Origin of the sequence: Phragmitibacter flavus, from assembly GCF_005780165.1 — a bacterium.
GTDB lineage: Bacteria > Verrucomicrobiota > Verrucomicrobiia > Verrucomicrobiales > Verrucomicrobiaceae > Phragmitibacter > Phragmitibacter flavus.
The window spans coordinates 59,498-73,717 of sequence record NZ_VAUV01000001.1 but is presented as its reverse complement, the minus strand read 5'-3'; the positions used below and the strand labels follow the sequence as shown (position 1 = coordinate 73,717).

General features: G+C 53.7%; 18 protein-coding genes. 17 read left to right on the top strand and 1 reads right to left on the bottom strand.

Annotated elements, in window-relative coordinates; translation table 11 throughout:
- The first annotated feature begins 235 nt into the window (after positions 1-235).
- The 8 genes from FEM03_RS00355 to FEM03_RS00320 all read left to right on the top strand — a co-directional run bounded on the left by FEM03_RS00355 (position 236) and on the right by FEM03_RS00320 (position 5,510).
- Entirely contained in the window at positions 236-637 is a 402-nt protein-coding gene (locus FEM03_RS00355; protein WP_138084186.1) for a hypothetical protein, read from the top strand.
- Positions 638-782: 145 nt separating this feature from the next.
- Positions 783-1,187, top strand: coding sequence for a hypothetical protein (locus FEM03_RS00350; protein WP_138084185.1), 405 nt, complete (start codon positions 783-785; stop codon positions 1,185-1,187).
- Positions 1,188-1,278: 91 nt separating this feature from the next.
- Complete coding sequence (locus FEM03_RS00345; RefSeq protein ID WP_138084184.1) at positions 1,279-1,578, top strand: hypothetical protein; 300 nt, start codon at positions 1,279-1,281, stop codon at positions 1,576-1,578.
- An 83-nt stretch (positions 1,579-1,661) separates the two neighbouring features.
- Positions 1,662-2,336: a hypothetical protein gene (locus tag FEM03_RS00340; RefSeq protein WP_138084183.1), complete on the top strand. Its 675-nt coding sequence runs from the start codon at positions 1,662-1,664 to the stop codon at positions 2,334-2,336.
- A gap of 1,062 nt (positions 2,337-3,398) precedes the next feature.
- A complete protein-coding gene (locus FEM03_RS00335; RefSeq protein WP_138084182.1) occupies positions 3,399-3,941 on the top strand; it encodes a hypothetical protein in 543 nt (180 codons plus the stop codon).
- 36 nt (positions 3,942-3,977) lie between these two features.
- Entirely contained in the window at positions 3,978-4,667 is a 690-nt protein-coding gene (locus tag FEM03_RS00330) for a DUF4253 domain-containing protein (protein ID WP_138084181.1), read from the top strand.
- 282 nt (positions 4,668-4,949) lie between these two features.
- Entirely contained in the window at positions 4,950-5,180 is a 231-nt protein-coding gene (locus FEM03_RS00325; RefSeq protein WP_138084180.1) for a hypothetical protein, read from the top strand.
- A gap of 15 nt (positions 5,181-5,195) precedes the next feature.
- Complete coding sequence (locus FEM03_RS00320) at positions 5,196-5,510, top strand: hypothetical protein (RefSeq protein WP_138084179.1); 315 nt, start codon at positions 5,196-5,198, stop codon at positions 5,508-5,510.
- 741 nt (positions 5,511-6,251) lie between these two features.
- Here FEM03_RS00320 and FEM03_RS00315 read toward each other — a convergent pair.
- The gene (locus FEM03_RS00315; RefSeq protein ID WP_138084178.1) at positions 6,252-7,403 is read right to left on the bottom strand and encodes a baeRF3 domain-containing protein; all 1,152 of its coding nucleotides are present in this window, start codon (positions 7,401-7,403) and stop codon (positions 6,252-6,254) included.
- Positions 7,404-7,952: 549 nt separating this feature from the next.
- Here FEM03_RS00315 and FEM03_RS00310 point away from each other — a divergent pair.
- From FEM03_RS00310 to FEM03_RS00270, 9 genes are all read left to right on the top strand, one after another.
- Complete coding sequence (locus FEM03_RS00310; RefSeq protein WP_138084177.1) at positions 7,953-8,339, top strand: hypothetical protein; 387 nt, start codon at positions 7,953-7,955, stop codon at positions 8,337-8,339.
- A 155-nt stretch (positions 8,340-8,494) separates the two neighbouring features.
- The gene (locus FEM03_RS00305; RefSeq protein ID WP_138084176.1) at positions 8,495-8,887 is read left to right on the top strand and encodes a hypothetical protein; all 393 of its coding nucleotides are present in this window, start codon (positions 8,495-8,497) and stop codon (positions 8,885-8,887) included.
- 108 nt (positions 8,888-8,995) lie between these two features.
- The gene (locus FEM03_RS00300) at positions 8,996-9,367 is read left to right on the top strand and encodes a hypothetical protein (RefSeq protein WP_138084175.1); all 372 of its coding nucleotides are present in this window, start codon (positions 8,996-8,998) and stop codon (positions 9,365-9,367) included.
- A 181-nt stretch (positions 9,368-9,548) separates the two neighbouring features.
- Entirely contained in the window at positions 9,549-10,109 is a 561-nt protein-coding gene (locus FEM03_RS00295) for a hypothetical protein (protein ID WP_166442510.1), read from the top strand.
- 36 nt (positions 10,110-10,145) lie between these two features.
- On the top strand, positions 10,146-10,589 hold the full coding sequence (locus tag FEM03_RS00290; RefSeq protein WP_138084173.1) for a hypothetical protein: 444 nt from the start codon (positions 10,146-10,148) through the stop codon (positions 10,587-10,589).
- A 701-nt stretch (positions 10,590-11,290) separates the two neighbouring features.
- Complete coding sequence (locus tag FEM03_RS00285; protein ID WP_138084172.1) at positions 11,291-11,803, top strand: hypothetical protein; 513 nt, start codon at positions 11,291-11,293, stop codon at positions 11,801-11,803.
- Between the two features lie 233 nt (positions 11,804-12,036).
- Positions 12,037-12,447, top strand: a complete 411-nt coding sequence (locus tag FEM03_RS00280; protein ID WP_138084171.1) for an ASCH domain-containing protein — start codon at positions 12,037-12,039, stop codon at positions 12,445-12,447.
- Positions 12,448-12,470: 23 nt separating this feature from the next.
- The gene (locus FEM03_RS00275; RefSeq protein ID WP_138084170.1) at positions 12,471-12,917 is read left to right on the top strand and encodes a hypothetical protein; all 447 of its coding nucleotides are present in this window, start codon (positions 12,471-12,473) and stop codon (positions 12,915-12,917) included.
- 156 nt (positions 12,918-13,073) lie between these two features.
- Positions 13,074-14,054, top strand: coding sequence for an NAD(P)-dependent alcohol dehydrogenase (locus FEM03_RS00270; RefSeq protein ID WP_138084169.1), 981 nt, complete (start codon positions 13,074-13,076; stop codon positions 14,052-14,054).
- Positions 14,055-14,220: the final 166 nt, after the last annotated feature.

The window sequence follows — 14,220 nt, the reverse complement described above, 5'->3', positions numbered from 1 at the left end:
CGTTCGACAAAATCCACCGCAGGTCCCGGCACAAATCAAACTTGTCCTGAAGGAAAACCCCAATAGTCCGGGATATTCCTGCATTTTCGCAGCCTAATGCCCTATTTCGGGCAAAAACCTGCACTCCCACTATTGAGAATCCGGAATTAGTCTGCAAAATTGCAGACTATAGAGCTGTAGATTTTCCTGCAAAAATGCAGACTATCTGTATGATAGGCCGAGAATAGAGAGAACCATGCGTTGGACCATCGTCATCAATGAGGTATCCGCGGGGTGCTACGAATGCGAAGCGATCCGCAGCGATCATCGGTCCGTCGCGAAGAGGGGATTTGAGAGTGCTATCCCTGAAGTATTGCGAGACGCATTCGAGATTGAGCTGTCCCTCGGGACGTCGCCACATGAAGCCGCATTCTACATCATCGAGGGACTCAAGCCGCAGTGGAGAACAAGGTTTGATTTCGATGGTCACCAGAGCTGGGCTGTCTTTTCCTTTATTGAGCCACGAGGAGTCGAATACAATGGGGAGACGGGGATTTTTCGTGTATTCAAGGACACGCAGAATTCGATCTGGACGGGTGTGGTAGGCGACATTATCAATCAGGCAGATGGACTGTTTGAAGCCGCGACTCGCATCTAGACCAAAAAGAAGGCCTATCAAGCCGCATCATCCAACCCCTACCAGCCGCCCAGTTTCGATGTTTTCCTGTAGTTCCAACCCTCACCCCGAGATCAACTTCCGCCCCCGCTGGTAGGGGTGGATGTGCTCTCCGTTAGCCATAGAAATGGACTCTGAACTCTTCGATCTAATCCAATGGAGTGATGACCCATTCGAGGTGACTGCTAAGAATCCGACGGAACTGTGCCTCAGATTCGAATCCCTGACCGTGTCGAGCCTTCCGGGAGCCGGCATTGAAGGACCCGTAAAGCTGGAAGGCGTCGACATTCGATTCAGCAATCCCAAAAACGAGCGGTTCATGCTCTGGAGGGACTCCGAACAACAGTGGTCAGAAGTAGATGGAGACGAAGGACTGATTTCCAATACCGTTCGAGAGGCATTCCAAAAGTTTTCTCGAACTCAGCACGGGCTCTACAGCATTAAGGGGCCGAACCCTGAGGGGATCGGCGCTTGGTCATTCGCGTCAGACATGCTCAACATCGGGTGGAGTCACCAAATCAGAATTGGCTAACAAGACGTGAGATGCAACCGGCGATAACGTCCCTAGTTGAATTCGAGCTCGCCACCGCCGGTGCATCCACTCTATCGTTGGGCAAAAAACAATGAAGCCGACAATTCGCACGCGCATCAAAATGAAGGCCGAAGAAGAAGGCGGTCGGCCAGGACCGTTCAATGAAGGTTACGCACCACATTTCGTCGTTGCCGGAAAGACGGAATGGCTTGGCGTAAGAGCAGTTCGCTGTCCGGAGTTCGTATATCCCAAAGAAGAGAGGGTGGTGGATTTTGAGCTCATGTATACGCCGGGACTCGACTATCGAGATTTGACGATCGGCAGTCACTTCGCAATTCATGAAGGGCCGAAGGTTGTTGGTAATGGAGTCGTCATTGAGTTATTCGAATGAAAACGGAGCCCAACCAGATCACTACAGACAACTCCGGGGCTGCGCCCCTCCGTGTCTGACTGAAGATGTTCGCCCCTACTTCCATGCTTCTGCGAGCCACCATCATAGCATTGTTTGCATCTGCTCTCATTGCGGTGGATGGACCTGACACCACCAAAGTTCCCAAGACCTTGGCTGAGATTGTCGGCTCGACTCCATCGGCAACGTTCGTCCGCTGCCTCGATCACCACGACATCGTGGCAGTTTATTGCGAAAGAGAGCCTCAATGGTCGGGACGACTCTTCATTTATCAGCGGAGTGGAGAGGATATCGATTGGCAGTATTCATACCCAGATTCATATGAGGAGTTTCGCGGCCACTACGTCGTGCGGTTTCGTTGGATTCCACTGAAACAGACGATGAAGCCCGTTTTGGAGGTTATTGAGAGCACATACATGGGGAACGGTTCTCTTCGCGTTTGGGAGCTTGATGGTCGGACCTTGCGACTCTTGCTCGAGACGACCGTGCGAGGACGTTATTGGGACGCTTCTGCCGTGTTTGCAGTCCCCGAGCACGGCGAGGCCCGCTTTGATGGCGACCATCTAGCAGTGGAGTATCAGAGACCATCGGGTGAGGAGTTTGACAGCATACATCTGAGTGGTTCGATTCAGATCACTGACATTGAGGGTAGAGCGATCCCGTCGCGCAAGTATGAGCAGGTGTGCCGATGGGATCCAGCCAAGCGCGTCTTTGTAGCTCAGGCTCCTACATCGCCATGACCAAATCTCTCGAACCACCAAAGGCGAACAAGGCGCGGCTGGACAACCGCTGGGGCTGCTCTGTCGGCCATGCTTTCTTTAATTCTAATCCGCCATCCCGTCTCGACGCTCATCCCCGCCCCAGCGGTGCCAGCGCTTTGTCGTTCGCCAAGAATTCAATGACCACTGCAACATCACTGATCGGAACATGGATTGGCCTTCCCAAAGGTTCTAGCGTTCCGACCAGCCCCCCAGAGTGCATATGGCACGTAGTGGATGACAGCACCTGCGTTTACGAGCAGCAGACCGATATGGGGCTTATGATTTCGTGGTTTCAGTATTGGCTCCACGAAGATGGAATTCTGCGATACCCGTTGACTAAGACGACTCGATCCATGTTCAAGGGGGGTGCCGAGTATGTGCCGATTGTGTTGGAAGCTGCCCATCTGACAATGAATGGGTATAGATTCAATCGAGTAGGCGAGTTGCCGATCCCTAATCGCTTTGACGTTTTTCCCGGGACACGACCAGATGAGAGTGGATCTCCAATACCTCACTCCTTCAAGAGCAAGGTTCGGGATCATCTTCCAGAACCACCGAAAGGCGAACAAGCCGGCACTGGGCAACCCGCTACCCGCTCCGAGTTGGATTTTCAGGGTAGCGACAACCCTCAACCTGAATCGGAGGGGCGCTCCCGGTAGCGGGTGCCAGGCCTCGACGTTCGCCAAAATTCAAGAACACCGAACCATGCCCGTGATAGAACCATCATCTGAGCCGTCGGACAGACTCGCCCTGCTTGCTCACATTACGACGCAGGTTCCGGGGTTCGGTGATCGAGAGGACCGTGTTTTGATTGCTCTGACTGAGTTCCAGAATCACTTTCCTGTGGACCAGCACTGCTATGAATGCGGTGGACTCATCACGGTGCAGGGGTTGGGCGACCCGGATTGTGCGTGGTCCACTGATTGTCCATGCCATCGATCTCACTCGACCTTTCGGGGATTGTGAGACTTTCCCTTTGCTTCTACTCAGAGCAGATTCCGGCCATGACGCATCAACCCAACAAGGCGAACAAGCCGTGAGATGCAACCGGCGATAAGCCTGCAAGTTGAAATCGAGCTTCCCACCGCCGGTGCATCCACTCTATCGTTCGACAAACAAATGAATTCCATTCGCAGCCAATTTAGGATGATGCCGGAAACCTTGAAAGGCATCACCATAGTTGGGCTGGCATTAGGTCCCTTCGCGATTCTGTCCGCGTTTCTCCCGGGATGGCGTGACGGAGAAGGAAATCATCTTTCATTATATTACCTCTGGTCCACTGGCGCAGCTTATTTCGTGGTTGGGTTTGGAATATCTCTCATAGTATTGGCTATTTCATTTTATCGTGCCTGGCGCCCTATTCGATTCATTCTTCTGTCCGCAACTGTGGTGTTACCATTTTACTCCTTGTGGATGCCGGACCGCTTTCAGCCCTATGGTTGGATTGGACCGGTTATTTGGACTGGAATAGTTTATTGGTTTTTCTTTCGCAAGAAGTCTGTTGTCGCCTATTTTAGAAGACAAAATGTCGAACAAGGCGCATGCACTCAACCCTCAGTCGCTAAAGCTCCTTCGGGCGAGTGATGCGCAACGTTCGCCCAACCAACAACACCATTCGCCATGCCGGAAGACACACTAGCTGACTACCCGTTCCCACTTACCCGACTCTCTGGTGATCACATTGAGTCCGATTTGCTGCGCATCAGGTCTGTTGGTGCATCACTGGGCACCATTCCTGTCATTATCGGGGACAGAGAGAGTGCGGAGCGTTTGATTGAGCTATGGGATGAACCTTTTGATCACGATGCCGAGCTTGCCCGGTCCTCTGAGCTTTCTCCTGAGCAGTGGTTTGCTGATCGTCGGCAGGAGGAGGACGAGTATTTGCTTGATGCGAGTCAGGACGAGATTCATCCAGATGGCACCGCGCCTATGACCCATCTGACCATTGGGAGCGACCATCGTGGACGCCCGAAGTCCGAGGTGTTCATTGCCACTATCCCTACTGCCGATTCATCTGCTGTTCCTATCTTTCTTCGTTTCGGGGACTGGAACGCTTGTCCGTCGCCGCATGTTCATACGGCTATGGCTCGTTACTGGAGAGATCGCTTTGGGGCGGAGATAGCCACTTTGTCATCTGATGTCATTGAGTTCACGGTTGCGAGGCCGCCAGCCGACGACACTCAGGCGTTGGAGTTGGCTTGGCAACAGTATCTCTACTGTTCGGACATCGTAGATCAGGGAGTTGGTTCTGTCGCTACGCTTGCTAAGGCTCTGCGGCATTCCACACGTTGGTATTTCTGGTGGGACTGAGAATATGACGCACCACAAAATAACGAAGGCGAGACGCTCCATCCAACGGCGGGTAACGCTCCAGTTTGAATTCGGGCTTCCATCCCCGGCGTGGATGAGCTAGACGTTCGAAGTAAAATGACATTTCACAAACGACCATTGCACGATGAAGAATATGTCGAAAAGATTCGTGGGCATGATCGCATGATTCGGCGGATGCATTGGATTTGGCCCGCACTGTTTCTTGCCTTATTCTGCTGCCTCGTTAGTTTTGCCGGTCTCGTTCAGAGAGTCGCAGCCGATATGCCAAGTGATCGGAGTGTGTTTTATGGCGGATTGGCGCTGGGCGGGATGTTTGGTTTCATGTTTGTGCTGACTGCGGCGCAGGCCGCTCTCTCTCTCAAGTATTGGATCGACTCCCGTAGCGGATATCGGACCGAAAGACTGATGTTGCAGTATTACGACACGTTGAAAGACAAAGAAGCTTCGAACATGACGGCGGACTCAACGGCGTCCCGCCGTGAGTCGCCTTGACGTTGCAAAAGAAACATGTCATTTATTATCACTCATCGTTATGGTGCCCAGGATCGGGAGGACGACGTTTCGGTCCTGCCGACGTTATTGCGCGAGCTAGATGATCGAAAGCAAGACACCGAGCATGGATCCGTCGCAGTCACTCATGAATCCGAATGGTGTATGTCGGTATCTCGAAACGGTTATGTCATATTCGAACACCTTGAAGACGGAGGCGAGCGACACATGCGGGGAGTCAGTGAAGCGAAGATTATTGAGCTCTGGAGCCTTCTGGCTATCGGCGATATCACCACGATCCAAAAAGAACCATGGAAGCTCGGTTACCAATGAAAACGGATACGAACCAGCGGCTACCGACAATGCGGTTCAAGCTCCCCATGAATGCGATAGCACAGGGTCCGCATGTCTGGCCCGGAACGTTGCTATGGCTCCGTCAAAAATGAAGTCACTCACAACCAAGGAAGCCGCCGAGTGGTGTCGCAACCTCGGAGTCCCTCTCGAACCGCGATCCGGCCCTTCGAGCGCCATCCTCACAGACCCGTTTGAACTACCCAAGAATACCTTGGAGCTCGTTTCAGCCGCTGCGGAGCGAGTTGCCCATTTCGCTACTGATACACGGATTCTGGTTTGGATCACCGGCTGGGGAGTATGGCCCTCGTTGGATCGCGCAGAGGACTTTCGGGCGATCCGCGCAGAAGTTGGGGAGACTCGATGGCTTGACGAGATTCCCGCTCACCTGGCGACGAAGGCCGAATTTGAGTATGTCCGGCGGATGACGGATTGTGCAGTATCTTCACTCTGGGATCTTTATCTGATCGGATCTAAAGGACGCAAAATTCTCCATTTTTCCCATGACGAATGGGGTGGCTCCCGCGGAATCCCAACCCTGCCGAAACCTGATGGCAACGGCTAGATGGTCGTCTGTCGCATGAGCGAAGTCTTGCGCCCGCAGTCCGAAGCGCTGGCCAAACGCTCCAATCGTTTTTCCGTGTTGAGGTGCCACTCCGGTCTGACTTGGAGGGAGGGAGGTGACCCGAATGAATGGTTGCAGGCCCGTCCATCCCGCAGGGGTTAGTAACGGCTGCTTGCGGCCGCACCGGTGTCGGAAGGCATGTGGACGGAGGGGAGCACGAAGACGCGACCTCCCTGTTGGATGACCAATTCACCCAAGTCATCAAGGAGGTCGTCGCCGTGAACTTGGGGTGCATCGTCGAAGTGCACATTTCCGCTGCCGGGATGAAGGCGTCCGGCGATTTGACGGTCGGCCTCGATCAAAAGGGTGGCAACGCGTCCCTGTTGGGCTGCTTCGGCGATTTCAGTGAGATCCTCGAGGCCACTTCCCCTGGCCTTGGATTTGGCGAATGATTCAGCCAGTTGGATGTAGCGGGCTTGATGTTCGGGTTCCATGATTTGCCATGCGCTCTCACGCAGTTGGCTGGGGCTCATGCTGTTGGGGTCGCCCTTGATGCCTTCGGCGAGCAGCGCCGGGTTGTGACTGAGTTGTCTGAACAGCCCGTGATGCTCGGGAAGTGCCGCAAGAATGAGGGGCATGCCAGAGGCTTGGGAATGGTGGGTGTTGATGGCTTTGTCGATGGCGCGGAAGAAGCGCTGGGCATCAATTTCGGTTTCCTCTTTGCGTCCCCCATGTCCGTGATGCATGGGGGTGCTGGTGCCGCCGCTGCCGCCGTAGGAGGCGACCGTTTGATGGGGTTCGGTCAACTCCTCGCCGAGGGCTTCGGTCAGCGTGAGTGGCACTCCGGGGGCAGGGCTAATTTCATCAAGGCTGTCGCGGTTGCCTTCGAAAAGTCGGATGTGGTCGAGGCTTAGGGCGAGGACGTGGTATCGATCCACCGATTGCAGAATCCGCCGCAGAGCTTTGGTATGAAAGCTGTCGGCGACGACGACAAAAGGTGAGACCGTGCGCTGGAGGTGGTAGACGCGAAAGAAGCCGGCACTTCCGAAGACGGCGAGTCCATCGGAGGTGTGATTCCAGAATTCGCGATCGTTGGCCAGATTGTGGAAGGGTTCAAGGAGTTGGGCGATTTCGCTTTCGCTCGATTGGTGGTGGAGGGAATTTTCCAAAACCTTGAGTTGGTTTTTGAAAAGGATGGGGTCTTGTTGATTGAGTGGGTGGTGCCGGTGGGTTGGCTGATAGAGTGAAAGGCAGGGGGAGGGATGTTGATCTAACAGTTCGGCCAAAGCGTGGTGGGTTATCGGATTCATCACGTAATGAATCGGATGGAGCCGGGGTTTTGGTGGTGCCTGTGGGGAAGGCGGGGGAATGGTAGATCACCTTTACCACACCTGATGAAGTCAGGATGGATTGCATTTCGTCCAAAAGAGCCCGTAGCAGCCTTCAAACATCATCATCTTCATTCAGCGCCTTCCAACGAGGCCCGCGAGACTTGGCCGGTTAAAGCTTCACAGCACGGGACTCGATACCAAGTCAAATGGCGGTCGTCCCAGATTTTCCAATTGTCACGATACGCTGACGGATCCTTGGCCGACATCTCAACATCCCCACCCGCCGCAGACTTGACCTCAGGCAACTCACCTCCCACCCTCCCGCTTCCTGAAAAGTTCGTTCGACAAAATCCACCGCAGATCCCGGCACAAATAAAACTTGTCCTGAAGGAAAACCCCAATAGTCCGGGATATTCCTGCATTTTCGCAGCCTAATGCCCTATTTTGGATAAAAATCCTGCACTCCCACTATTGAGAATCCGGAGTTAGGCTGCAAAACTGCAGACTATCTGTATGTTCGGCCAACCCATGAAACTCCGACTTACCATCTTGGTGCTCCTTTCGTTGGTGGTGTGGAAATTGTTTCGCGCGGATTGGATAGTCGAGTGTGAGTCAGCCAGCGCAGATTTTCATCCGCCAGTCTCCGTTGAACGATTCACCGATTCATTTACCCCTCCTGTGTCGGCATACTGGAACCCGCCGACCCCTACGCAGCTAACTGGGAGAGCTTCCAGTTCATGGACAGATCAGGAGTTCTTCGCCTCTGGTGGTTCGTATGGCCCCACGTCGGAACCGTTCTTGAGAGTGAACTGGCAACTCTCCCTTGCCAAGATCGCGGGTGTGTTTGTTCTGATCTGGGTCTGTTTCAGAGTCTTCGTGCCCAGCAGGAAGCAGCAGCTCAATACCGCTGATTGATTCCACACATGACACCGAGGCCGAACAAAAAGGATGCAGGCAACGGCGCGAAGGCTATATGTCGTGGCAGCAACGTCTTGCGCTCGCCGTCGCCTGATCCGAGTCGTTCGGCAGAAAAAAGGACACTGCATAGGAAGCCAACACGCTCAATCATCGTGGTATCGACTGCTTTCATCCTGATCTCCGTGGTGATCCTCTTCATGCAGGTGCCCACCATGATGAATGTGGTCATGCGGGCAGAACCCAGCCCAACGATCATCTTTGCGTTTCTCGGGTTGATGATGGTCGGCGTTCCGTTGTGGGTTGGTTTTGGCCTGCTCCGACTCTCGCGGGATGCTCGTGTAGTCGCGTTGTGTTTCTGTTGGCTCATGTTTCTTTCTGCGCCGCTTGGAATTCTCGCGGGGATTTCACAATGGCCCATCGCATCGATAGTGGCCGGCATCCTCCAACTGATCGCCTTCTTTTGGATTTATCGAGTTCTCGTGAGTTCCAAGAACCTGTTTTATGCCCCTGTTCCCTTGACACATCCAGAAACAAGAAAATCATAAACAGGATGCCGAACACGACGTGGGTGGCAACGGCGGATAAGCTCCCTCTTTCGCTTCGCTCTATGAGTCCTGCGCCGCCCATGCCACCCACTTAACGTTCGCTAAACAATGATCTACCTAAGTGCAATAGCTGCCTTGCTCGTCCTGTCTGCAATTCTGGCTGTGATAAGCATCAAAAAAACGGCCAAGAATTCCCGGAAGGCTTTCTGGATCATTTTTGGTATCGTGTTCATCTCGACCTCGTTGATCCCAATCGAATATTCCAAGATCGGAATTGTCAGAGTCATTCATTCCTACCTTATTCTGGGCGCTGGTATTGTTGCTCCGTTTGAGCAGGTTGATTCGCACGTTGGATTTCCCTTTCTGACGTATGCATTTGTTCATACAAGTATCTCGATTTTCACAGCCTTTATCGGGGCGCATGTGTTTTGGCGCTTAAATACAAAAAGCGAACAAGCCGTGCAGGGCAACACCCACTAGCCCCTCTGTTGTCGATGCTCCCACCGTATTTCAACCTTCACCCCGCGATCCATGTTGGCTCCCGCTAGTGGGTGCGCCATCACTTTAACGTTCGCTCCAGAAATGAAATCGATGCTCCCCTTCCTGCTCCTTTTCCTTTTGGCCGCTCCCAGCTTTGCAGACTGGAAGGCGGAAGCGTTTGATGAAGGCCAAGCGCTTGCTGATCTCTCAATTTGAATTCGGGCTTTCCTCCCCGCCATGGTTGGCTTATTCGTTCGGCTACAAAATGAAGAGCATTATCGTCTCGCTGATCCTCGTGCTCGCAGCCGTTCCACTGCGGGCTGCCGAGGTGATACTTCCCTATTCAGCGTTCGGTCCTCAGGTAGCCGCATACGAGTTGATTGGCATGGAGTGGTGGCAATGGGATTCGCATGGCGGCGCAGCTGATCGTGACTATCCGATCAAGGTTGTCGTCTATTGGGATCAGACTCAGGAAGTGACAGCGAAGCGCTATCCCGTGGATCAGGCGAAGCATCAAGATTTCCGCTATGTCGAGTATTTAAAGGCCATTGAGCATCTGGAGCACACCATCAAGGGCTTCAAGGAAGAGAAGCTGGATGCAACGATCTTGGAAAGAGCGCTGGCTCAACTCAAAAAACAGAAAGCAGAAGAAGTCGGCACTGGACAACCCGCTACCCGCTCCCAGACAAAGTCGGAGGGTGGCGACAAACCTCAACCTGAAGCGGAGGGGCGCTCCCGGTAGCGGTGCCAGGTCCCATCGTTCGGCAAAAACACAACAATGAACATCATCGCCTATCTCGCGCTTACTGGAATGGTCGCCCTATCCGCAGGCGCAGAAACGACCTCACGTCAGGATCCGACTCCAGGAGCGCCTACATTGGTGATTGAGGCAAGTCGCCTAAAACGAGTTGTGCTCCTGCTCGGCAAAAGAGAGAAAATCGAACTCCTGCTCGGCGAAGGAATTGATACTGGGGGTGCCACCAAATACGTTTTGAGACTGCCAGAAGAGTTACCACTAAAGAGGCAACCAATTGTTGAGGGGGTTCGGATAGTATACAAAGACGACTTGCTGCTCGAAGTGAGCTGTTTCGTCACTGGAATTGCTGAGGCTCCTTGGACGTCCTACAAGGGCCTTGCGACGGAGCCGAACCAGCCGGTCGATTCAACGGCTGCCCCCGTCACGCCTCCCGCAGAGCAGAAGCCGCGCCCCGGGCGTCCGTGAGTAGCATCAATCGTTCGCCCAAGACCGCACGCTATGCCAAATGGGCCTCCAGACGAGTTGATGCATGACCGGATGGAGTAGGCGGATTTCCACAGCATCTTGGCTTGGTTTGGCTTGGTTGGGCTTTGGCAGGCTGATTCTGCGGAGCGTGTGTGCTTCATTTGCCATTGGTCCCACCTGCCGCCGATTCCCACACGATTGGCTACATCCGCGATCAACAACTCAGGAGAGTCATTGTCCATCTCCCAGACCGCATTCGTTGCCATCACACATGCAGACTCCCAGCGGACGAAGGCATGGTGTCAGTTCGCCGTCACCAAGCTCGGCCCTCGCTAGACGCTTCGCCTTCTGGGGGAGCGGTGCACCACTCACCCCCACGTTGTGGACATGGTCCGCTATTGGTTGCCCAGCATGATTTCCCCGGACGATTCGGCCTCTACAGCGTTGCACGGGTTTTGCCGGAATGCAGATTCAGCAGCAATCATCAGGCCAGCAGTGACATCGACCAGCCCCACTGGCCGGGCTCTGCCTCATGATCCGATATGAAAAACCTCTCCAATGATCTGAAACCAAGCACGCCCAAACCCGGGCAAACAAAACGGATGCAGGCAACGGATCGTATGGCATCGGTCGTGTCATCGACGCTTCCCTCTCGGCCATCATCTGATCCGGGACGTTCGCCCCAAACTTCGTCACGATCCATGTCCAGCATCGCCACATTTTATCTGATACCCATCCACAAGAAGGACTCCTACGCTACGGCGCAGGCTTCGGAGACGATCATCACACAGAAGCCCCGTTTGTTTGGATTGCTCGGTTCTCAAAGTGTCGAAACTCCCGGTCGTCCGCTTTGGAAGTTCCTTGGCGAGCAGGCGGACGCTCAGCACGACTTTCCCCATTCCGGATTTGCAATGGTTGACTACTTGCTGGCTTATGTTCTGACGGAGGTCCCTGATGCGCTTCAGCAACGTTTCGGTGATGCCACATCGAAGGACGCTCACTATTTCACATTAGACCATCAACTCGCGCAGGATTTGCTCGGCCATCTTGAGTCCCACACTCCCGACGATACTACTTTGGCCGAGCTCTCGTCCGAGCAGGGCCACGACCGAGCCGCTTACGGGGCGCTCCCGGGAGAGACACATCGGATTCGTTGTGATTGGCTCCGAGCAGTTTCGCCTTCCCAGTTTGGCGTTCTCCATGTTACATTTTGATTCGTCCATGATGGAAACCACGACAGAACGGAGGGCGAACAAGACGAGGATGGCAAGGCTTCGCCTGCCATCTCTTTGACGTTGTGCAGAAAATTGTTGCGATATGACATGGCTCCACGTTTACGAACTTGTCAGAGCGCCATTGCGCTTTTTCCCGATGGGGGACATCCGGCCATTCCCGCGCCCTGGCTCCCTCTAGTGGGTTTGCCATTACTTCGACGTAGCAAAAACAAATGAAAGAATCCAATCGAATGTCGTTCACCTCAGACCGCCTTGTCGCCCAGATCATTGAAGGTCGCAAGAGAGCGAGTGCGGAATGGATACAGAAACAGGGCAAAGTGGATGAATGGGACAGCGCCTTGGAAGTTGGATCGATTTATACCGTTTGCGATTCTCACAGAATACCCCGATGCACGATTCGAATGACATCGATTCGTCTGTGCCAGTGGGATAATATTCCAGAGTGGTTGTGGAGAGGGGAAACCAACAACTCTGCCGAAGAATTCAGGGCCGACCATGTTCAGTATTTCAATGATCCCGGAGATGGTTTCGAGTTTATCGGATATGAATTTCAACTTGTGAACATAATAAATACAGACGCCGAAACAGCCGGTCCAGCCAACATCGCTTCGCTCGGCGGCTGAGCGGCGACGTTCCCCGAAAACGGATGCCTCCCGTGCCCCATAGCCAGATCTTTGAGCAGTTCGTTTGGGACAATGAGCTACCGGAGTGGTCGACTCTTGACGGCGTCTATCGAGGTCACCCAGAAAACGAGATTGAGGTGGCATTAGTTGGCGATTCGGAGAGGACGCTCGATTGGGCAGACTTCCTTCAGATGAGCGAGGCGGCCTGGCATCTCCTGATGGCTCACGAGACCCGAATGCTCAGAGATTTCGCAACGGAAATCCATCACAAGCATCAAGCATACTTCGGCGACCGATGGAAGAGGACTTCAGAGGACCTTCTCTCTGAACTGTCTCTTCGGCTGGTTTGCTTTTACGCCGATGGAAGCGCGCATCTGTGGTATTCCGGAACAGCTGCCTTCAACCACCTTGATGTTGATCTCGGACTTGATTCTGACTTGAGGGTGACAGAGGTAAGATTCGATGGCTGAATCACCAAACAACGGCAAACAAAACGGATGCAGGCAACGGATCGTATGGCATCGGTCGTGTCATCAACGCTTCCCGCTCTCCGTCGCCTGATCTAAAGCGATGGACAACACGGATGACAGCCGTTCAAATCACCCTCAAGGTCGAAAAGCTAACTTATGAAAGCGGTTATTTATGAAAAATACGGCCCGCCCGAGGTGCTTCAGTTGAAGGAGGTCGAAAAGCCCAGCCCCAAAAACCATGAGGTCTTGATCAAAATCCACGCGACAACGGTTACATCAGGCGACTGGAGGGTGCGAAGTCTCAATGTGCCTGCTGGCTTCGGGCTCCTCACGCGTTTGGTATTTGGAATTTGGACACCCAGGCAATCCATATTGGGGTCGGAGCTGGCCGGGGTGGTTGAGTCGGTCGGCAAAGACGTCACCAAGTTCAAAGTCGGTGACCCGGTTTTTGCGTTCAGCGATGTCAGCATGGGTTGTCATGCCGAATACCAATGTTTGCCGCAAGACGGTGCGGTGGTGGTCAAACCGCCCAACCTGTCCTACGACGAAGCCGCCGCGCTCTCTTTTGGTGGAACGACAGCCTTGGATTTTTTGAGAAGAGGAAAACTTCAGAGCGGGGGGAAATTGCTCATCAATGGCGCTTCCGGAGGGGTGGGCACCGCGGCGGTCCAGCTTGCCAAACACTTCGGAGCAGACGTCACCGGGGTGTGCAGCACCGCGAACATGGACCTGGTGAGAACTCTGGGGGCCAGTCATGTCATCGACTACACCCAGGAAGACTTCACGCAGAATGGTGAATCCTATGATGTCATTATGGATACGGTCGGCACGGCTCCGTTTTCCCGCAGCAAAGGTTCGTTGAAGGAAGGGGGACGCCTTCTCTTGGTTTTGGCGGGGCTGCCCCAAATGCTTCAGATTCCATGGGTGTCGATGACGAGCCGCAAAAAAATCATCGCCGGGCCAGCAGCCGTGCGGGTGGAAGATTTGCGTTTTCTTGCGGGACTGGCGGAGGCAGGAGAGTTCAGACCAGTCATTGATCGGCGCTATCCGTTCGAACAGATGGTGGAGGCTCACCGCTACGTCGATACCGGACGCAAGAGGGGAAATGTCATCATCACGCTGAAGCACGACGATTGAACACAACTTAGCAGCACCGATCACGTCTGTGATCATCGGAGAGGGTATTGTCCAACATGGCGAAGCGCCAAAGGGATGAAGTCGCCGTCTCTTAGAACACCTCAGCTTTTTTGAAAAAGATCTTTGATACGCTACACTATCATTAGCATGATGAAGACAATAAACT